At 32.6% G+C, this 20,626-nt stretch carries 15 protein-coding genes; 9 read left to right on the top strand and 6 right to left on the bottom strand.

All coding sequences use genetic code 11. The features are described from left to right. Positions 1 to 32: 32 nt before the first annotated feature. Positions 33 to 1,943 carry a membrane protein insertase YidC gene (gene yidC, locus EV145_RS09625; protein WP_133525004.1) on the top strand — a complete coding sequence of 637 codons (1,911 nt, stop codon included), beginning with the start codon at positions 33 to 35 and terminating at the stop codon, positions 1,941 to 1,943. 55 nt (positions 1,944 to 1,998) lie between these two features. Here yidC and EV145_RS09620 read toward each other — a convergent pair whose 3' ends face one another. Further along, positions 1,999 to 2,976 carry a fasciclin domain-containing protein gene (locus EV145_RS09620; protein ID WP_133525003.1) on the bottom strand — a complete coding sequence of 326 codons (978 nt, stop codon included), beginning with the start codon at positions 2,974 to 2,976 and terminating at the stop codon, positions 1,999 to 2,001. Between the two features lie 309 nt (positions 2,977 to 3,285). Between EV145_RS09620 and EV145_RS09615 the strand changes: the two genes are divergently transcribed. Then, positions 3,286 to 3,990: a toxin-antitoxin system YwqK family antitoxin gene (locus EV145_RS09615; RefSeq protein WP_133525002.1), complete on the top strand. Its 705-nt coding sequence runs from the start codon at positions 3,286 to 3,288 to the stop codon at positions 3,988 to 3,990. Positions 3,991 to 4,109: 119 nt separating this feature from the next. Then, positions 4,110 to 4,667, top strand: coding sequence for a DUF4956 domain-containing protein (locus EV145_RS09610; protein ID WP_133525001.1), 558 nt, complete (start codon positions 4,110 to 4,112; stop codon positions 4,665 to 4,667). On the opposite strand, the gene EV145_RS09605 is transcribed toward EV145_RS09610, so the two are convergent. After that, positions 4,668 to 6,545, bottom strand: coding sequence for a PEP/pyruvate-binding domain-containing protein (locus EV145_RS09605; RefSeq protein WP_133525000.1), 1,878 nt, complete (start codon positions 6,543 to 6,545; stop codon positions 4,668 to 4,670). A 143-nt stretch (positions 6,546 to 6,688) separates the two neighbouring features. Here EV145_RS09605 and mnmA point away from each other — a divergent pair, with 143 nt between their 5' ends. The 4 genes from mnmA to EV145_RS09585 are packed head-to-tail and all read left to right on the top strand — an operon-like array spanning position 6,689 to position 10,914. Continuing rightward, complete coding sequence (mnmA, locus tag EV145_RS09600) at positions 6,689 to 7,876, top strand: tRNA 2-thiouridine(34) synthase MnmA (RefSeq protein ID WP_133524999.1); 1,188 nt, start codon at positions 6,689 to 6,691, stop codon at positions 7,874 to 7,876. Positions 7,877 to 7,921: 45 nt separating this feature from the next. Further along, complete coding sequence (locus tag EV145_RS09595) at positions 7,922 to 9,526, top strand: S8 family serine peptidase (protein ID WP_133524998.1); 1,605 nt, start codon at positions 7,922 to 7,924, stop codon at positions 9,524 to 9,526. Between the two features lie 12 nt (positions 9,527 to 9,538). Beyond that, positions 9,539 to 10,483: an NAD(P)H-dependent flavin oxidoreductase gene (locus EV145_RS09590; RefSeq protein ID WP_133524997.1), complete on the top strand. Its 945-nt coding sequence runs from the start codon at positions 9,539 to 9,541 to the stop codon at positions 10,481 to 10,483. A 20-nt stretch (positions 10,484 to 10,503) separates the two neighbouring features. Then, positions 10,504 to 10,914, top strand: a complete 411-nt coding sequence (locus tag EV145_RS09585; RefSeq protein WP_133524996.1) for a hypothetical protein — start codon at positions 10,504 to 10,506, stop codon at positions 10,912 to 10,914. A 66-nt stretch (positions 10,915 to 10,980) separates the two neighbouring features. Here the strand turns inward: EV145_RS09585 and EV145_RS09580 are convergent, their stop codons facing one another. From EV145_RS09580 to EV145_RS09565, 4 genes are all read right to left on the bottom strand, one after another. Then, positions 10,981 to 12,951 (bottom strand): DUF3857 domain-containing protein, encoded by a 1,971-nt coding sequence (locus EV145_RS09580; RefSeq protein WP_133524995.1) that lies wholly within the window; start codon positions 12,949 to 12,951, stop codon positions 10,981 to 10,983. Next, complete coding sequence (locus tag EV145_RS09575; protein ID WP_166638433.1) at positions 12,932 to 14,884, bottom strand: DUF3857 domain-containing protein; 1,953 nt, start codon at positions 14,882 to 14,884, stop codon at positions 12,932 to 12,934. The genes EV145_RS09580 and EV145_RS09575 overlap by 20 nt, the downstream gene beginning before the upstream one ends. Further along, positions 14,859 to 18,113 (bottom strand): toxin-antitoxin system YwqK family antitoxin, encoded by a 3,255-nt coding sequence (locus tag EV145_RS09570; RefSeq protein ID WP_133524993.1) that lies wholly within the window; start codon positions 18,111 to 18,113, stop codon positions 14,859 to 14,861. The genes EV145_RS09575 and EV145_RS09570 overlap by 26 nt, the downstream gene beginning before the upstream one ends. A gap of 260 nt (positions 18,114 to 18,373) precedes the next feature. Continuing rightward, positions 18,374 to 18,808, bottom strand: a complete 435-nt coding sequence (locus EV145_RS09565; protein ID WP_133524992.1) for a DUF4268 domain-containing protein — start codon at positions 18,806 to 18,808, stop codon at positions 18,374 to 18,376. 92 nt (positions 18,809 to 18,900) lie between these two features. Between EV145_RS09565 and EV145_RS09560 the strand changes: the two genes are divergently transcribed. Further along, the gene (locus tag EV145_RS09560) at positions 18,901 to 19,551 is read left to right on the top strand and encodes an NUDIX hydrolase (protein WP_133524991.1); all 651 of its coding nucleotides are present in this window, start codon (positions 18,901 to 18,903) and stop codon (positions 19,549 to 19,551) included. A 126-nt stretch (positions 19,552 to 19,677) separates the two neighbouring features. After that, positions 19,678 to 20,487 (top strand): lysophospholipid acyltransferase family protein, encoded by an 810-nt coding sequence (locus tag EV145_RS09555; protein ID WP_133524990.1) that lies wholly within the window; start codon positions 19,678 to 19,680, stop codon positions 20,485 to 20,487. Positions 20,488 to 20,626: the final 139 nt, after the last annotated feature.

The following is a 20,626-nucleotide window of genomic DNA, read 5'->3' as shown; positions in this document are numbered from 1 at the left end:
TGTTTTCAAAGAATAACTTTTTTAAATTAATAATGGAAGAAAAAAAATTTGACCTTAATTCAATCATTGGTTTTGTATTGATATTTGGAATTTTGATTTGGATTATGTATCAAAATCAACCTTCTGAGAAGGAAATCGCTGCTGAAAAAGCCAAGAAAGAATTAGTTGCTAAACAAGAAGCTCAGGCAAAAGCGGATAAGACAAAAACTGCTGTTGCGCCCGTTGTGGCTGCAACGCCAGGCGATACAGTTCAATTAGCGCAATTGCAAAAAACTTTAGGAGGGTTTGCTTATTCTGCAACACTTCCTTCTGCAAAAGAATCTTTTACAACAATCGAAAACGAAAAGATTAAACTTAAAATCGCTAACAAAGGTGGTTATATTGTTGAAGCTACTTTAAAAGAATTCGAAAAATTTAAAAAAGGTTCTAAACAATTAGTAGAGTTAATTAAAGACAATAATTCAAACTTAAATATTCAGTTACAGACTGCTGACAACAGAACTTTAAATTCTAAAGATTTGTATTTTGAACCAACACTAGAAAAAGTGGGTCAAGATCAGGTTTTGTCAATGCGTTTGAAAGCAGGTGCTAATGAATTTTTAGAGTACAAATATGTTTTGAAACCAAATGATTACTTAGTTGGTTTTGATGTTCGTTCTCAAGGACTTAATAAAGTTTTAAATGTTGCTAAACCATTAGATTTACAATGGGACTTAAAAACATACAGAAACGAGAAAAGTATTTCGTATGAGGGACGTTTCTCTCAGATTGATTACAAATACGAAGAATCAAAATACAGTAATGTAAATGGAAATGGAGAAGGAAAAGAAGAAACTCCAACAAAAGTGAGTTATGTAGCTTTCAAACAACACTTTTTCACTACCATTTTAGCGACTGAAAAACCTTTTGAAACTTCAAAATTACAATCAGATAATTTAGTTAAGGACGAAAAAATTGATACTGTATTTACAAAACAATTCAGAGCTAATTTGCCTTTAGCATTTTCAAATGGAGAAGTTGACTACAAAATGAGTTTGTATTTTGGTCCGGCTGATTATAAAACATTAAAAGCTTACGATAAAAATTTCGAAAAAATTATTCCATTAGGATGGGGAATTTTTGGATGGATCAACAAATGGATTTTTATTCCTTTATTCGGGTTTTTAAGTTCAACAATAGGATTATCATTAGGTATTGCGATTATCATCTTTACTATTATTATCAAATTGGCTATGTCGCCAATTACATATAAGTCGTTCTTGTCACAGGCTAAAATGAAAGTTTTAAGACCTGATATTACAGAGTTGGGAGAAAAATACAAAAAAGACCCAATGAAAAAACAGCAGGAAACAATGAAACTGTACAATAAAGCAGGAGTAAACCCAATGGCAGGATGTATCCCGGCATTGATCCAACTTCCTTTTATGTACGCATCGTTCCAGTTTTTCCCTGCGGCTTTTGAGTTAAGACAAAAAGGTTTCCTTTGGGCAGACGATTTATCATCATTTGATGCTGTTGTAAAATTACCATTTACAATACCAGTTTATGGAGATCATATTAGTTTGTTTCCAATCTTGGCTGCAGTTGCAATTTTCTTTTATATGAAAATGACTTCTGGAGATCAGCAAATGGCAGCGCCTCAACAAGAAGGAATGCCAGATATGGCTAAGATGATGAAAATCATGATTTATATTTCGCCATTAATGATGTTGCTTTTCTTCAATAATTACGGTGCAGGTTTAAGTTTGTATAACTTTATTTCAAACTTAATTACTATCGGTATTATGTTTGTAATCAAGAATTATATCGTGGATAGTGAAAAAATTCATGCTCAAATTCAGGAAAACAAACAAAAAGAGCCTAAGAAACCAAGCAAATTCCAACAACGTCTTAATGAAGTAATGGAACAACAAGAAGCTGCAAAAGCGAATAAAAAGAAATAATATTTAGATTGATAAAAAAACCGTCTCGTTTTTTAACGAGACGGTTTTTTTATGCCTAAAATTTAGGCAATAAAACCTTGTCAATGAAATGAATAACTCCATTTGAGCATTGAACATCGGTAGCAATTATGTTGCTGACTCTAGCACTTGCGTCTGTAATTTTTGCTCCGCCAGTGAGGCCAATTGTGAAATTTTGTCCAGCAAAAGTGCTAACTACCTGTCCGTTTGTTAAAGAAGTTGAAAGTACATTAGCACCGGCAACTACGTGATATTTCAGTGTTGTTTCTAAAACATTAGCAGGAATAGCAGCAAGTCCTGAAAATCCAGTTTCGGTTAAAAAACTTGAAAAAGCAGTATTCGTAGGAGCGAAGACAGTGAAAGGGGAATTGGTTTTTCCAGATAATATTCCAGCAAAACCAGAAGATGGATTATAGGTCAAGGCAGCTACTAGTGTTGTGAAATTTTTATTAGCCACTGCATGATTAACAATAGTCGGCAAACCAATTACACCGTCAACTACGTGAATGATTCCGTTTGAAGCTTCAATATCTGCGATAGTTACGGTTGCACCGCCATTTGCTTTTCCGCCATTAATATCAACGCCAGTAGCTTTTTCAAGATACATACTAATTGTATTTGAAGAAGAAGCACTTCCTTTTGCTAAAGTTTTTACATAACCAGTTGCAATATCAGTCGATTTTACTTTTGCACTTAAAACGTGATTCAATAATATTTCTTTTAATGCTTCAACAGGAACTGCATTAAGATTGGCATAGCCATTTGCTGTCAAAAAAGCACTAAAAGCCGCATTAGTAGGCGCAAAAACGGTATAAGAACCGGAAGTGTTCAAAGTGGTTGCTAGATCTGCTTTTTCTAAAGCAGCAACTAAAGAGCTTAGATTAGGATTTGCTTTCGCAAGTGAGACAATCGTTTTTGGGGTCGCTGATGAATCGTTGTCATCATTGTTGCATGAAATACTGACGCAAGCAATTAACGCTAATAAAGCAATTAATTTAATTTTGATTGTTTTCATAATATAGTTTTTTTTTCGTTTGTACTGCTAAAGTTATTTATTTTTGTTTAATCTTTTTTAGAAAAGTCTAGACAAATATTAATTTTAAGATATATTTAACTTTTTTGTCTATTGTTTTAAAATGATGAATTTCAGATAATTACGATTTAATTAGGCTTAATTGAGAGTTTTTTAATTCTTTTGCAACATTTTGAAGATTAGACAAAATTTAAAGTAATTTTGTAAGTTTAAAAGGCTTAATTAGGGGCAAAATGGCCTGCTTTTGAAATACTAAAACTTAATTTTTGTTGTTATATAGATAAACAGGATATGAAAAATTTTTTGATTTTATTTTTTTTAAGCTTTGCAGCTTTTTCTCAAGACTTTAATAAAGTCGATGCTAATGGTAAAAAAGACGGAGTTTGGAAAGGAACTTACGAATTATCAAAGCGCGCGCGCTATGAAGGTACTTTTAGTCACGGAAAAGAAACAGGAGTTTTTAAATTTTTTGATGATACTAAAAAAGGCGACGTAATTGCAACGCGCGATTTTACAGCAAATGATGGAAGTTCGTACACCATTTTTTACGATCAGAACAAGAATAAAGTAAGCGAAGGAAAAGAAGTTGGAAAATCACGAGAAGGCGAATGGAAATATTATCATAAAGCGTCGAAGATTGTAATGACGCTTGAAAATTATAAAAATGGAAAGCTTGAAGGGACGCGCTCTGTGTATTATCCCGATGGGAAAATCGCCGAAGAAATGATTTATAAAAATGGTTCAAAAGAAGGGATTTATAAAAAATATGGGCAAAATGCAATTCTGCTAGAACAATCAACTTATAAAAATAATGTTTATAATGGTGATGCGGTTTTTTATGATTCTGATGGCGTTATGGCATCAAAAGGAAAATTTTTGAATGGCAAAAAAGTGGGAATGTGGCAGTTTTACTTAAGAGGAAAATTAACTAAAGAAGTTAATATGAGTGACCCAAAAAGCAATTACCAAGCTGACTCCAAGCCTAAAATGGAATAAATTACCTTTTTGTATAAAAGTTTTTTTGCCACGAATTCACGAATTAATTTTTGAAGAAAAAATAATTGTGAATTCGTGGCAAACTTTTTTTAAATTTGATAGTCTAACATTTTGAAAGAATGGATTTAAACGAATTAATTGGCCGATTTTTATTGTTATTTTTTTCGATTTTGGTTTTGTATTTTTTCTCTAACAGAAAAGATAATGAAACTATAAATCCATTAATGGTAATTGTTGGATTGTGTACTTTTTCACTTTGTTATTTGTTTACCAAAATTGAAATCGGAGTTGGAATTGGTTTTGGTTTATTTGCTATTTTTTCCATTTTAAGATTCAGAACGCAGTCTTTTACGGTAAATGCGATTATTTTTCTTTTTGCAACAATTACACTTTCTATTTTAGATATCATGTATCCCTATGAAAAAATTGAAGTTCTTTTATTTTTTCAGTTGATTATTATTGGATTTTATATTGCGGCGTCACTTATCGTCAACAAAAAAGCTTCTAAATATTTGAATACTGTCGATGTTAAAATCCCGCTCTTAAATGATTTTTCTTTAGAGAATGGAAATGTGCGAAAAGCGATTCAGGAAAAAATAAACATTCAAGATTTTGATTTTAAAATTGTTTTGGTAAACACGGTTTTAAATGAAATTGAACTTCAGGTTTTTTATTGATTATTCATTAAAAGGCCGCACCTGTTTAATATATAAATCCCTGTTTTCTCCCACAATTTTAAATTCAATATCGACCGGATTAAATCGGTTTTTCTTCCAGTAACGATACATCTTGGTTTCAATTTTTTTGCTGACTAAAAATAGATTGCTCATTTCTTTTCGGCTCAATAAAGGATCATTATTGTTCAAATTTGAGTTGGATGTATAGTCAACATCAAAATCAGTGTCATCTTTTCCATCATTAAAATGAGAGGCAATAAACTGCTCACAGATTTCTCCTTTTTCTGGTTTCACGACTGAGTTTTCTCCTTCTTGTACATTTACAGTAATCCCAGGAAAGTCTTTTCTAAAGATATTTTTTGTAATAACAACGCCATTTGCCAGTTCGTCCGGAAAGGAGCGCTGCACTAAAACTCCCATTGCAATATTATGCTGATCAATTCCAAAAAGTTCTCTTTCAGTATAAGAAGCTTCATTCCAGACACTGGCCCAGACTTGTTTTATTGCTTTTTCAAAAGTTTTAATAGTGTCGCCCATAATTCCTGTTTTAGAATCATACAGTCCGGCGCCATTAAAATCGTCTAGATCTTCAGCATTAGTTGATGATCTGAATCTGAAGTTTTTAAATTTAGCATTTTTAAAAGATTGATTTAATTTGGCAATCAATTCGGGATCAATTGGTTCTTTTTTTATTGCATCTCTTATCTTTTTCAATTGCTGATGAATCCAAATTGCAGAATCTTTTTGCTGAAAAGCTAAAAGTTCTTCAATTAACGGCGAAATAGATTTTTTCTGAATGTGTTTCGTGTAAAAATAAAACGGAATCGCATGCGCATCTTCAGGTGTTTTGAATGGAATTTCTTTTGAAATCGCAATTAAATAAGCCACATTCTGAGCTTTTGAGCCAATGTAATTCACGCCGTTTTTTGGAATTGTATTCAAATTGACTAAATCGGTAACCGTTTTGTCAATTACCAGTGTTTTCTTTTTTGAATTCGTTTTGTGAACTATTTTTTTGTTGGTTTCTTTGATATAAAAAGTGTCAATTAGGATTGTTAGCTCTACTTTTTTAGAAAGCAATCTTTTGATATTGTTATCATTAAAAGCTTTGGTATAAGCCATAATCGGAATCTTTCTGTTTTTGCCTAAAAGCACCAAATGACTCAATGGCGTCTGGAGTTCATTCACAATAATTCCTCTCACATTTGGCAATATATCTGGCGTTCCATCCAAAACTATAATTTCGTCAGCATTTGGTTTTATGGTTTCCAAATCCTTTATTTTATATTGTTTCAAGATTCCGATATTGCTTCCAGAAACGACTTCCTGATACTTGACTTCGTTAAAAATATAATCTGATTTTACACACGGAATTTTAAATTTCTGCTGCTGAAACCATTCCATTTTTTCAGGATTATTGAGATAAAAATTTAAACGCGGACCAATGAAAGTTGACTGCACAATTAGATTGTAAAACTTTTCAATTAAAGGAATTGGCATATGATCTGAAGCTGCCAATTCGAAAACCCATTTATCAGTTCCTTTTATATGGTTTAGGTTTCCTAGCAGATAATCTCGATTTTTTTCAGTGTCGCTGTAATTTTCATCATTAAAAACTTCGACGCCTCTGTCATAGCCTAAATAATCGGTTACAAAATCAAAATGAAGCGGAATTAAAGTACTGTTGAAATAGTATATTTTCTTCTGTTTTAAATCGTAAATAATCTTTACCGATTCGATATTTGAAAATTTATCCGATAATGGTTTTCCCTTAAAAGCTTTATAAGAGTCGTAATCAGGCAAAGAAGCGCTGAATCTTTGTGCACTCAAAGATGCTGTTAAAAGCAGTAAAATAAAGCTGTAAACAATTTTTTGCATGACTTTTTTATTGATTATTAAAAGTAATTAAAAAAAACGATAGCTTTTGTCTACTGTGGGATTATATAAACTAATCAAAACGGTTATAATTTTCTATTATTTGGCTTATCTTTGCACCCTTGTAAAAATATAAACGATTTAGAATGAAACGTGTAGTTGTTGGACTTTCTGGTGGAGTAGATTCTAGTGTTGCGGCTTATTTATTGCAGCAACAAGGATACGAAGTTATTGGCCTTTTTATGAAAAACTGGCATGATGATTCGGTTACTATTTCTAACGAATGTCCTTGGTTAGAAGATAGTAATGATGCTTTATTAGTAGCAGAAAAACTTGGAATACCGTTTCAGACTGTTGATTTAAGCGAAGAATACAAGGAAAAAATCGTTGATTATATGTTCAACGAATACGAAAAAGGGAGAACTCCAAATCCTGATGTGCTTTGTAACCGTGAAATCAAATTTGACGTTTTTATGAAAATTGCTTTAAGTCTTGGTGCAGATTATGTTGCAACGGGACATTATTGTCAAAAAAATGAAATTGAAGTTGACGGAAAACCTGTTTATCAGTTGATTGCCGGAAGTGATATCAATAAAGATCAGTCCTATTTTTTATGTCAGTTATCTCAGGAACAACTATCAAAAGCATTGTTCCCAATTGGAGCTTTGACAAAACCAGAAGTACGCGAAATTGCGGCTGAAATGGAATTGGTAACAGCCGAAAAGAAAGATTCGCAAGGATTATGCTTTATCGGAAAAGTTCGTTTGCCTGAATTTTTACAGCAAAAATTACAGCCAAAAGATGGCAAAATTGTTCAGATTGATAAAGATGATTCAATTTATGCCGATAAAGAAACAGCAGGATTATCTTTAGAAGAACAACTAAAAGCAGCATCTGAAAAATTGAATTATTTGCCAACGATGGGAAAAGTGGTTGGAAAACACCAAGGTGCACATTATTTTACAAACGGACAAAGAAAAGGCTTGAATGTAGGTGGAACTACAGATCCATTGTTTGTAATTGCTACAGATGTTGATACAAATACTATTTATACAGGTTTGTCGAGCAACCATCCAGGTTTGTTTAAAAAAGCTTTGTTTGTTGGGAATTCTGAAGTTCACTGGGTTAGAACTGATTTAGCTTTAAAATCAGGTGAATCAATGGAAGTGATGGCGAGAATTCGTTACCGTCAGCCTTTGCAAAAAGCAGTTTTATACCAATTTGAAGACGGAATGTATGTTCATTTTGATGAACCTCAATCAGCTATTACTGAGGGTCAATTTGTTGCGTGGTATTTAGATAATGAATTAGTTGGTTCGGGAGTAATTTCTTAGCTTTATACTTTTTTATAGGGATTTTCCCTTTTTAAAAAGTAAACTATGAAATACTGTTTCACCTTTTTTCTTTTACTTTTTTCTTCTGCGATGTTTTCGCAAGAAGATGCATGGGTTTATTTTAAAGACAAACCAAGTTCGCAATCTTTTTTAGCTAAACCTTCAGATATGCTGACACAGCGTTCTTTAACCCGAAGAACAGCTCAGAATATTGCATTAGATCTTACAGATGTTCCCATTGAAAAAAACTACATAACCCAAATAAAATCAAGTACGGGAATTACAGTTTTAGCCAAATCAAAATGGCTGAATGCGCTTCATATACGAGGGACTCAAACGAATGTTTCGGCACTTAAATCACTATCATTTGTTGATAAAGTTACTTTTACTAATAGAACTTTGAATACAGCAGGAAAAAGAGTGAATGCAAACAACACTGTACAAATAAATAAGAAACTTAAAACCACTATTGATTATGCGTATGGAAATGCTGCAAATCAAATTCAGATGCTAAACGGACAGGCTTTACACAAGCAGAATTATACCGGAGCAGGAAAAGTTATTGCGGTTTTAGATGCCGGTTTTCCAGGCGTAGATACAGCACAGCCTTTTCAAAACCTTCAAACAAACAATAGGATTTTAGGTGGTTATGATTTTGTAAACCGAAACTCCAATTTTTACACCGGCGATGATCACGGGACTTTAGTGCTATCAACGATGGGCGGCTATATGGAAAATGCTCTGATTGGTACAGCTCCAGAGGCCTCTTATTATTTATTTATAACCGAAAATGATGCTTCTGAAAATCCAATTGAGGAATCACTTTGGGTCGAAGCAGCAGAAAAAGCAGATAGTCTTGGTGTCGATATTATTACAACCTCATTAGGATACTTTGGATTTGATAAAGCAGGTGAAAGTCATACATATAGTGATATGAACGGAAGTACCACTTTTATTTCAAGAGGCGCAGAAATAGCTTTTAGCAAAGGAATAATTGTATTAGCTTCTGCAGGAAATGAAGGAAGAACTTCTGAACCGCATATCGGTGCTCCTGCAGATGCCGTTTCAGTACTTACTGTTGGTTCAGTGACTTCGGCAAAAGTAAAATCTGATTTTAGTTCTATTGGACCAAGTTTTGACAATCGGGTAAAACCAGATATTATGGCTCAGGGAACCGCAACAGCAATTTCTGATCCTTCGGGAAATATTGGTACGGCAAATGGAACTTCGTTTTCATGCCCAGTTATGGCCGGATTGGTCGCATGTCTCTGGCAGGCTTTTCCATCAAAAACAAATAAAGAAATCAGGCAAATGATTTTGCAGTCATCAGATCGTTATACGACGCCAGATTTTAATTATGGTTATGGAATTCCAAATTTTGGAGCGAATTTAGGGGTTAATGATTTCGTCTTATCTTCCACTTTTTCAGTATTTCCAAATCCAGCGAAAACGACAATTTCTTTTCAATTTCCTGAGGAAAATTATACAGCTTCAGTAGTAATTTATTCGCTTTTGGGACAAAAATTAATTGAAAAACAAATCACAAATCAAAATCCATTTCTTTCTGTAGAAGCCTTAAACAGCGGTCTTTATTTTTATACTTTTGATGCCGAAGGTTTGCATAAAACAGGAAAGATTATCAAACAATAACAGCCTATTTGCATGAATAAAATTACGAAGCTTTTTAATATAAAATATCCCATAATTCAGGGAGGAATGATTTGGAACAGCGGTTACAAATTAGCTTCTGCCGTTAGTAATTCTGGAGGTTTAGGTCTTATAGGTGCTGGTTCAATGTATCCAGAAGTTTTGAGAGAGCATATTCAAAAATGCAAAAAGGCGACAGACAAACCTTTTGGAGTCAATATTCCGATGTTGTATCCAAACATTGAAGAAATTATGAATATTGTTGTTGAAGAAGGCGTGAAAATCGTTTTTACTTCGGCCGGAAATCCTAAAACTTGGACTTCATTTTTAAAAGAAAAAGGGATTACCGTTGTTCATGTCGTGAGCAGTTCTGTTTTTGCTTTAAAAGCGCAAGAAGCTGGAGTTGATGCTATTGTGGCCGAAGGCTTTGAAGCTGGCGGACATAACGGGCGTGATGAAACAACGACCTTAACGCTGATTCCTATGGTGAGAGAAAAAATCCACATTCCGCTTATTGCTGCGGGAGGAATTGCAACGGGAAGAGGAATGCTGGCTGCAATGATTCTTGGTGCTGATGGTGTTCAAGTTGGAAGTCGTTTTGCTGCTTCTGTAGAATCTTCCGCCCACAATAATTTTAAAGAAACGATAGTTAATATAAAAGAAGGCGATACGCATTTGACTCTGAAAGAATTGGCACCTGTTAGATTGGTGAAAAACAAGTTTTATCATGATGTTCAAGCTTTGTATGAAAAATGTCCTTCAAAAGAAGATTTAGTACAGCTTTTAGGCAGGGCCAGAGCTAAAAAAGGAATGTTTGAAGGTGATCTTGAAGAAGGTGAACTTGAAATAGGGCAAATCGCCGGACTCATTCACGAAATTTTGCCTGTTGAACAAATTGTGCAGCAAATGATAGCCGAATTTGAGGATGCTAGGAAAGAAAAGGCTAAATTTGAATTTTAATTATCTGTAAGAAATATTTCATGAATTTTATTCGCACTACTATATTATTATCATTTTTTATTTTTGGACTGCAAGACGTTCAAAGTCAGTCTTATAATTTTAAAACTTCGGGTTTTAGTGTTTTAGAAAAAAATCAAAAAGGGAAGTGGGGCGAATGGTCTAATCTGGATTTAGTAAATCTGAGTGTAGTTTTAGATACCAATAAGCATAGAATTGTGGTTTATTCTCAGGAAATTCAGCTCTTTAGTATTTTGAATTATATAGAAAGAGAAGAAAACGATACTGACATTGTCTATTCGTTTATGTGCAAAGATAATGACGGGAGAGAATGCAAACTTTCAATCATTACGCGAAAAAAACAAGACTTCCGTAAACAGCTTTATATCAACTACGACGACCACATTATAGTTTATAATATTTTTAGTGTGTAGTTTTTACGAATAAAAAAGAAGCCCGATATTTTTAAATACCGGGCTTCTTTTTTTATAGTTTTAGATTTATTGCGTCACAATAACCACAATTTTATTAAAATCGGCGGCAGCATTAATAACCGCTTTATATTGATCGAAACTTGCTAGCGGATAATTTACAATATTATAATACTCTGTATTTTCAATCGTAACTTCATTTTTGTTTTGAGAATATTTGCTTGTAAAAGCAGCTTCAGTTTTACCGTTTAAATCAGTTTTAAAGTCCATAACAAACTTGTCCAAATTTTTGATTTTAGCGCCTTCCGGTAAAACAATTTTTATTTTACGGGTGTAATAATGTGGATAATCAATTTCGATAGGAAGCATACGTTTGTTTTCCTGATAAAACTCCATTTGGCGTCCAATAGTTTGTCCTACAGAAAACAAATAATTTTCTCCGGCTTTCTGAATCATATCTTTTCCATCAAACGTCAAGTTCAGTTTGTATGGTTTTTTTCCAATAAACTCTGTACCGTCATTTTCTGTTGTAAGCGTTTTATATTCGCTTTGAAGCGTATAGTTTTCAGAAACACTTTTCAGCATTGTTTTATATTGTTCTGCCGAAACGAAATCTTTTATTGGCTGAAAATTCAAACCAGAGTAACCGCCATAGGTCATGTGGCTTGTAATTAATGGATTTTCAAGATCTTTTGTAAAATCAACTGTAATATCCATATAATCATGCGTGATTTCAGTACCTGGAATTTCAATAAAATTAATTTCACCAATTCCCATTGCAACGCCTGCAAACACTTTTTCTTTTATAAATAACCCATTGTTATTTCCTAAATAATTAGGAAAAAGAGGTAAACGATATTCAATTTCTGTTGGAGAAAGATATTTTTTGATTGTTGGAAAATAAAACAAGAAATCATTTAAGTTTTCATAGCTTTCAAAATCTTTATCAAAAGGCACTTTGTAACGGCTTGAAGTAAAAACGAGATTTTGCTCTATTTTGAAATATTTAAAAACCGCAACATACAATTTTATAATATCAACACTATTTGCCTGTTTTTTGCTGATTACATCGCTCAAAGAAGGCTGCATGTCGGTATATTTATCGTAAATGATTGTCTTTTTGATTTTGTTTTCAATATTCCAGATTTGCTCTTGAGGATCTTTAGATTCAGGAATAGAACTGCAAAAAGTAGCAATTGCTTTTTCTTGCTTTTTGTCTAAAACAGGATTGATTCTTTCATAAGTTGCCGTCGCGTATTCCTTAAAATTGTTCAGATTTTTTGCTCCGTTATAAAGATTTGCATCTAATTTGTAACGGAAAAGTCTTAGTTTAACGTCCCAATTTGAGTATTCTTCATCATCTTTTAAAGCGGGAATATCTTTCTCAGAAATGCTGATTACCTTTTTGTTTTCCAGTTTTTTATCATCTAAAACAGGTTCGCTCAAACCATTATATGATTTTGTTTTAAAAACAAGATGTGCAGGTGTGATAAGCTCAAAATTGTACTCAGCTATTGGATATTCATCCTGTATTTTAATGGTGTTTCCTTTTAAATCTGGGTTTTCTTCAAGAACATACAGTTTTTCGATTACAGCGCCTTTTTCAAGTCCGTTAAGAGCGAAATAATTATATTTCATTCCTTTTTCCTGATCAACCTCTTCTTTAATATCTTTTTTATCTAAAATAATCGTTTTCCCATTTTTTAAGATAACGCGAACTTTTGTAACCAGTACATTTTCGTTATCGCCAAACGGAATATAAATTTTGTTATTTCTTTCGATTGCATCATCAGAGTTGATGTACTTTTTTTCATGAATCAGACGATATTGAGAAGCAGTGTTTTTATCCACTAAAATTTCAATTTTTATAGTACGGTTCAGAATGATTTCTTTTTCTGTTTCATACTTTTGAGGCACTTCGATTTTTACATCTTTTTCATTCCAGTCATAATTCTTGAAACTATATTCCTGAGCAAAAAAGAGTGTAGTGCACATTAGTGCAGCAAAGGTAAAAATGGTTTTAAGGAAGTTTTTTTTCATTATTTTCAAGTAAAATGATGGTTTCGCTATAGTTAGATTTTAGTTTTTTGATGGTTTCATTCCAAGGCTCAAAATCGGTTTTATTGAGCAATAGTTTCTTTTGTTGTAAACTGATATTTAAGTACATAATGTTATTTTTAAATTCATAAACAAAATGTGCTTTCAAATAATCATTATCTAAATCAAAGTTCTTTGGAAGATATTTGATTTTAAAGTTTTTCGGAATTTCAAGCGCATATTGCGTCGTGAACTGCGTTAGATATTCATACTCATATTGTGCAACTCTGTCTTTTGCAAGTGTTGCTTTTTCTAGAAATTTATCTAAAAACAAATTCACATAAATTTCCTTGTCAACTTTTACAATATAATTATCAAGATCAAAATTGTAGTCAATCACATAAGGCAAATCTTTATCTGATAAATTTTCTTCTTTATAATCTTTTAAAATGAATTTATTGTTTCCTTTTAAAACTAGAGATTTGATCATTTCCTGACGCGCTTTGTTTGTTGCATCACCAATTTGCATTAAAATATGGCTTCGGTTATAACCAAAACGTTCCATTTTTGCATTTCCAATCAATTTGCTGTTTTCAATTTTTAAATTGACAGTTTCTTTAACTTCATTTTTGCTGGGAGGAACAACCGGAACTGGATAAATTTTATATTGATCATTTTCACTAAAAAGAACTTCTTTTCCTTGTATAAAAGCTGTTGGAATACCATAGCGGGTTTCCTTATCAGTTCCATCTAAAAAGATATATTGATCGTCTTTTTTAAAGATAGCAATCATGTGATTATCTACAGAAGGTGTTGCCAAATCATTGTATGTGTACGGAATACTTCGGGTGCCAATCCAGGCCACCGTCACGTTTTTTACGCCGGCATAATTGGCCATACAGGAAATAATGCTTGCCATATCTTTACAGTCACCAAATTTTCGCTCAAAAACCAGATTGGCTTCACGCGGTATAAATCCTTCGTAGCCATTTTCAAAAGCAATGTATTTAATGTTTGCTTTAACCCAGTAAAATATGCTTTTTACTTTCTCTTCATCCGTAGTTTTATCTTTAATAAGATCCATTGTAAGCGCTTTCAAATCTGGATCTTCTTTTTTATTCAAGTCTTTTACAAAGGCTTTATAATAGTTGAATAGCTCAGAAATAGTACCTAAAACTGGAGTTGTAACATTGTTGATGGTGTATTCTTTAATATAAAAATCAACATGAGGAACTTGGTATAAATAGCCTGGAGCCCCTTCTTCATATTTTACTGGTTTTATATCACTCAATGTCCATTTGTGAATCCATTTGCCTTTTTTTTCTGTTTTAGAATAGACGATTGTTTTGTTAGGATCATTAAAAATTTTATAATCAATCACAATATTTTTATCCGTTTTGACTTCCAAAGTCGAATTTTGAATAGGTAAAACATCACCAAAAATAAATTTGTGCAGCAAATGCGGATCTAAGAATTGAGTCTGATAATTGTATACTTTTTTTGCTCCCGTTTCTAAATTTGGAAAAGTAAGCTGACGTTCTTTTACATCATTATAAAAGATTGAACTCTGTTGTGACTGTTTTTCAATTGTCTGGGTTACTTTTATTTTTTTCTCTTTCCCGTTTTCATTAATAACCGTGTACGCATCGTAACTCTTAAGGGGAATCAAACCGGAATAGGAAAATGATTCTTTGTTATTGATAATTCCGTTTTGAGTCAAGATCATAGCTTCATAATGATTATCAAGCATGATTTTAAGGCCGTTGTTTTCAAAGGTAATATCATACGCTTCCGTATTATCGAGAATGATTTCGTTATAATCCGGGTAAAGATTTTTTGTCTCCTCAAATGATTTTTGTGCCGTACCCAAAACAGAGTAGAGAACACAAAAAACACTCAGAATTAAAGGTTTATTTGATAATTTCAACCAATTCATCTGAATCATATTTTTTAGTTTCTACTAGTTTTCCGGCATTATAAACCAAAGTATTTCCGTGAAGTTCATCATTTTTGAAAGATACATCGGCCCATAATTTTCCGTCTTCTTTAAAATATTGTTGCTGCCCTTCAAAATTGTTATTTACAAAATGCTCTTTTTTGTACAGCTTGCCATTTACATAATACTCAAATCGGTCGCCTTCTAGACTGCTGTCTTTATAATTACATTCATATTCCGGTTTCCCTTCTGCAGAGCTGATAAGGAATTTTCCGTTTAACTGTCCTTTGTTCAAAGCAAGCTGTATTGCTGGTTTTCCATTTGGATAGTATGATATGATTTCAGCAGTTTGATTGCTAATAGGTTTTTTATCAGTCAGTTCACCAGTTTTACTTTTTGTGATGAAATACTGAGGCATATTATTTTCGTAGCCAATAATAACCAAAGGCTCTCCTTTTTGATTGTAATAAGTGGTTTCTCCTTCGCGTGACTCATTAAGCAGCGAACTCTCCATCATTTTTGATTTATTGTTGAAATATCGCGTTGTTTTTCCATTTTCATTACCAAAAGAATACTCTTCAGTAAGCCTTAAGTTTCCAACAAAATCAAATTGTTTGCTAAGACCATTTAATTTTCCGCAATAGTAATTTTGATCTAAAAGGAGTGCTCCCGTCGGACCATATTTTTTATATGCATTATGAAGTTTACCATTAACATATTGGGCATCTTTCATTATGTTTTTATACTTATCCTGCGAGATTGCTTTACCATTTAAAACCCCATTTTTCATTTCAAAGTTTTCGATAGAAACTCCGTTATTAAATGATAAGCTGAATTTTCCTGTTTTGTTTTTATAGTCAAAATCATTTTCCAGTTTTTCATTAGGACCAAACGTTTTTCTGTTGGTTATATAGGCGTTTACATAGTGCTCTATAGAAGCTACATTTCCGTTTTGGTTATAAATATATTTATCATTTGAAATACTGTTTTCGTTCATAAAACCTTCTGTACTCACTTTTCCGTCTGCATAAAAAGTTTGAAAAGGACCGTTTTGCTTTCCTTTTTCATAATAAAAAAGCTGATTTACTCTGTTGCCGTCATATGCTTCGTAGCGTCCGTTCAAAGTATCATTTTCAAAATGAGCGATGCTTGAAAGTTCGCCGCTTTCTGTATAATTAGTACTTAATCCGTTGTTTTTTCCGTTAATATAAGATTCTTTTAATCTCGGAAATCCAGATGAAAACAAATAACTCCATTCACCTGTTTTTTTACCTTTTTCAAAGTTTCCTTTAATTCGGGTTGAACCGTCAAAATTTTTCATTTCAAAACCTTTTTTGGCAAGATTTATCTCTGTTCCTTTTGGCGCATTTGCAGTATATTGAACTCCAGATTTGAGTTCACCAGATTTGTATTTTTCTTCAAAATATTTGTTTCCAAAAGTGTCAAAACAGCTGTAACTATCCATTTCGCCTTTAGCAGTATAAAAAGTCTCAGCAGATTTTTTCCCATTTTCATAATAATCTGTAGATTTAGAAATATTGCCCAGCGAGCAGATATTTTCTTTTTCTAAAGACTTGTTTGTGTAATATGTTTTGTAGCTGCCTTCGATAAAACCATTTTTGTAAACAGCTTCTGATTTTAAAGTTTTACCGTCAAAATATTCCGCATAATTGCCTTCAATTTTATCGTCTTTACAGTTATACGTTTCGGTTATATCGCCGGCTTCATTATATACATTGTACTTTCCGCTCAATTTTCCATTGGCAAAATCAATTTCATTTTTTTTCGTTCCAGCTTCATACAAACAAATTAAAGTACCATTACGTTCATCATTTGTAAAATTTATTTCGCAGGTTTTGCCACCATTTGGATAATACGATGTGCTAATTCCGTCAAGCTTGTCATCTTTATAGTTTTCATACAAAGACATATTTCCATTCTCATAATAAACCTTTCTTTCACCGCTTAATTTTCCGTCAGCAAAATATTTTTCTTCGGTAATACGGCCTTTATCATCATAATATTTTTGAAGACCGTCTAAGTTTCCATTTTTAAAATTAAGTTCGCCAGCTAAGTTTCCAAGCGCATTTAAATATTTGCATTTACCGTTAAATTCGCCATTAATTTGCGGGCCAATAATAAAAGGTCTCTCATTTCTGATCGTAACCACAACCTCCTCAGTTTTGCCAAAAAGATCTAATTTTCTTGTAGCAAAAGCAGGCCAGAATCCCTTTAGAATATAATCCTCATTAAAAGACATTATCTTTTTCTTTTGCTTAGTCAGCTCTTTTCCAATTTTATCTTCTAAAGAAAGCAAACTGTAATAAGAATAATTTTCAAGCTGATTTTTTGCAACCATATCTTTTACCCACGGGATATAAGTGGTTTCAAAAAAACCGTCGCCCATTTTATGTTCCACAGCATATTCTGCAACTGCTTGAACCTGACGCGTAATAACATCATCAATGCTTGACTTTATTTTATAAACTTTTTTTAACGGAAGCTGATTTCTTAAGATGGTTTCGATTTCCTCAAAATTATCTCCAGATTTTGAGAAAACCAGTTTGTTTTCGTCCAGATAATTTTGTCCAAAGCTTGCATTTAACTGTATAACTGCTTTAGATGCAAACTGGCCAGTAGGTGCAATGGCAAGGTAACTCATTAAGGCTAGAGTTCCTTCGGTGATTTTACCATTTTCAAAAGCCATGATTCCTAACAAATAATGCGCTGAGGCATAATTAGGATCATTTGTAATGATCTTTTTTAGTATATCAAGCGCTTTTTGAGTTTCTTTTTTACGAATATAAAGTATCGCAAAATTGTATTGGAAGGTTGAATAGTTTCCAATATATTTTTCACCTTCTTTAAATATTTTTTCTGATAAATCGTATTCTTTTTCGTTGCTTAAAAAGATCGCATACATTTTATACAGCTCCGGAAATTCTTGCATTTTTCCCTTAGCATATAAATTTTCTAAATGCGTTTTAAGTTCCGGTTTTTTCTCCTGAGCATTCAGGACAAGACCTATTTCGTATTGTGCATTGAGGTATCTTGGGTCAATTTTACTGATTTTTTGATATTCTTTTAAGGCTTCATCATACTTTTGGGTATCATATAATCTTTCACCTTTTTTGATTATGGAATCATTGTTGTAAACAAAAGCATAATCAGTTTGTGCATAGTTTTTTGAAAATGAAACTAAAAAAAACACCAGTAAAAGTTTTCTCATTGCAGATTTAGGTTTTTCAAATATAAAAATTTTGACCAAATCTGCATCAATTATAGGTATTTCTTTATTAATTATTTTTAAGATATCTTAAAAACAAAATAAATATCATGTAATCGCTCGAAAATAGTGAATTTTAGGTATTTTTTTAATAAATATTTAATGCTACAATTATAAAAATGAAAAACCCCGTAAAAATAAATTTACAGGGTTAAAAAAAATCTTAGAAGCTCAGTATCTTAGTGTCTTAGCGTCTCAAAAAACTACTCTATATCCTTAATAAATTCATCATACTCTAAATAGAACATTTCAAGAGCATGCATATTTTCATTGAAAAAATCAAAAATGGCATCCCAATTATTGCGGTTGCTGAAACCAATTCCTTGTTTTTCGATCCAGATTCGGCTGATGGTTTTACCGCTTTCTAGAGTATAGTTTTTTTCGAAAACTAAATCCTTAATAAATTCCTCTTCCAAAATATTTTTTAAGGCTTCGACTTTTTCAAAATAAGCGTTTCGTTTTTCATCGCTTCTATGTTCGATATCAATTAAAACCTGAGCTTTTTTATTATCAACAAAAAACTTAAAAGAGAAATCTTTGATTTTTGTATCATAAAGAACCCATTTTCTTGGATACTTTTCTGCAAAAGCTACCCAAAATTCTCTTTTCATGCGTTGTGATTCTTCTTTACTGTACATTATCTATGGCTTTATCTTAGAAAATTTGTAGAACCGCATTTTCTAGAGTATATTTATATTTTTAATTGAAAGTACAAAAATAAACTTTGAATATGGATTTTCAAGATTTTTTGCAATATGTTCCTAATTTAATTCCGGTTGAACTGCCAGCGACGAGTTCTCATTTAAAAATGGCGCCAAAGGAGCGCATGCAAGAGCTTAAAAACCTTGATTTAAGTACAAAAAATCCGAGAATTGCGGCTGTAATGATGCTGTTTTATCCTAAAAATGGCGAAACGCATTTGGTTTTAATTGTCCGTAATGCTTATAATGGTGTTCATTCCTCGCAAATTGCATTTCCAGGCGGTAAATATGAAATATCTGATTTTGATTTTAAAGATACTGCATTGAGAGAAACCAATGAAGAAGTTGGGGTTCTTCCTGAAAAGATAGAAGTTGTAAAACATTTTACGCCAATGTATATTCCGCCGAGCAATTTTTTAGTTCATCCTTTTATGGGAATTGCTAAAGAAGAGCTTTCGTTTTACCCTGATATTCGCGAAGTAGCCGACATTATTGAACTCCCATTATCTGTTTTTTTAAATGATGAAATCATCATCGAAGCCACATTGTCAACTTCTTACGCGGCAAATATTCCTGTTCCAGCTTTTAGTATTCAAAATCACGTTGTCTGGGGTGCCACAGCGATGATATTGAGTGAACTGAGAGACGTTCTAAAAACAGTTTTAGATGAAAAATCATAAAAACAGAAAATTAACGATTTGATATTCATTGTTATAGCGATTTATTTCCGAAATTGCTTTATAGTATTGCTAAAAGAATAATTTTTGTATGTTTGCGACTTAACAAAAAAAATACAATAAACAGCTATGGGATTGTTTAAACGAAATCCTTTTGGACATATATTATTCATCAAGAAATGGTTAATCCGTGTCTTGGGAGCTATGACGCACCGCAGATACAGAGGATTTAATGAATTACAGATTGAAGGATCTGAAATTATTAAAACATTGCCTGATACTAATGTGCTGTTTATTTCAAATCATCAGACTTATTTTGCTGATGTTGTGGCGATGTTTCATGTGTTTAACGCAAGTTTAAGCGGACGTCAAGATACTATTAAGAACATTGGTTATTTATGGCAACCAAAAATGAATATTTATTATGTTGCTGCTAAAGAAACAATGCAAGCTGGTTTACTGCCAAGAATCTTAGCTTACGTTGGAGCTATTACTGTTGAAAGAACGTGGCGCGCAAAAGGTGTTGACGTAACTGAAAAGAGAGATGTGAACCCAAATGACACCGAAAATATCAGAATTGCTCTTGAAGATGGCTGGGTAATTACATTTCCGCAGGGAACTACAAAATCGTTTAAACCTGTTCGTAAAGGAACTGCCCATATTATTAAACAGCACAAACCTATTGTAATTCCTATTGTAATTGACGGTTTCCGCCGCTCGTTTGATAAAAAAGGTTTACGAATGAAGAAAAAAGGAATTCTACAGTCTTTCATTATCAAAGAACCTCTTGAAATTGATTATGAAAACGATACAATTGAAGAAATCGTTGAAAAAGTAGAATACGCAATCGAACAACATCCGTCATTCTTAAAAGTTATTCCAGCCGAAGAAATCAAAGCTCAGGAAGAACTTAACAGATTGAGACAGTGGGAATATTAAGAGGTTAAGTTTTTGTTTCAGGTTTCAGGTTTCAAGTTTCAAGTTTCAAGTTTCAAGTTTCAAGTTTCAGGTTTCAAGTTTCAGGTTTCAGGTTTCAAGTTTCAGGTTTCAGGTTTCAGGTTTCAAGTTTCAGGTTTCA

Source organism: Flavobacterium sp. 245 (assembly GCF_004362055.1).
Classification (GTDB): Bacteria; Bacteroidota; Bacteroidia; order Flavobacteriales; family Flavobacteriaceae; genus Flavobacterium.
Note: the sequence above shows the minus strand (reverse complement) of the source record. Positions and strands in the feature narration are given on the sequence as shown.

Bases quoted from the DNA above. Each gene is read 5' to 3' on its own strand.
- yidC (WP_133525004.1), top strand. From the start codon at position 33: ATGGAAGAAAAAAAATTTGACCTTAATTCAATCATTGGTTTTGTATTG.
- EV145_RS09620 (WP_133525003.1), bottom strand. From the start codon at position 2,976: ATGAAAACAATCAAAATTAAATTAATTGCTTTATTAGCGTTAATTGCT.
- EV145_RS09615 (WP_133525002.1), top strand. From the start codon at position 3,286: ATGAAAAATTTTTTGATTTTATTTTTTTTAAGCTTTGCAGCTTTTTCT.
- EV145_RS09610 (WP_133525001.1), top strand. From the start codon at position 4,110: ATGGATTTAAACGAATTAATTGGCCGATTTTTATTGTTATTTTTTTCG.
- EV145_RS09605 (WP_133525000.1), bottom strand. From the start codon at position 6,545: ATGCAAAAAATTGTTTACAGCTTTATTTTACTGCTTTTAACAGCATCT.
- mnmA (WP_133524999.1), top strand. From the start codon at position 6,689: ATGAAACGTGTAGTTGTTGGACTTTCTGGTGGAGTAGATTCTAGTGTT.
- EV145_RS09595 (WP_133524998.1), top strand. From the start codon at position 7,922: ATGAAATACTGTTTCACCTTTTTTCTTTTACTTTTTTCTTCTGCGATG.
- EV145_RS09590 (WP_133524997.1), top strand. From the start codon at position 9,539: ATGAATAAAATTACGAAGCTTTTTAATATAAAATATCCCATAATTCAG.
- EV145_RS09585 (WP_133524996.1), top strand. From the start codon at position 10,504: ATGAATTTTATTCGCACTACTATATTATTATCATTTTTTATTTTTGGA.
- EV145_RS09580 (WP_133524995.1), bottom strand. From the start codon at position 12,951: ATGAAAAAAAACTTCCTTAAAACCATTTTTACCTTTGCTGCACTAATG.
- EV145_RS09575 (WP_166638433.1), bottom strand. From the start codon at position 14,884: ATGAATTGGTTGAAATTATCAAATAAACCTTTAATTCTGAGTGTTTTT.
- EV145_RS09570 (WP_133524993.1), bottom strand. From the start codon at position 18,113: ATGAGAAAACTTTTACTGGTGTTTTTTTTAGTTTCATTTTCAAAAAAC.
- EV145_RS09565 (WP_133524992.1), bottom strand. From the start codon at position 18,808: ATGTACAGTAAAGAAGAATCACAACGCATGAAAAGAGAATTTTGGGTA.
- EV145_RS09560 (WP_133524991.1), top strand. From the start codon at position 18,901: ATGGATTTTCAAGATTTTTTGCAATATGTTCCTAATTTAATTCCGGTT.
- EV145_RS09555 (WP_133524990.1), top strand. From the start codon at position 19,678: ATGGGATTGTTTAAACGAAATCCTTTTGGACATATATTATTCATCAAG.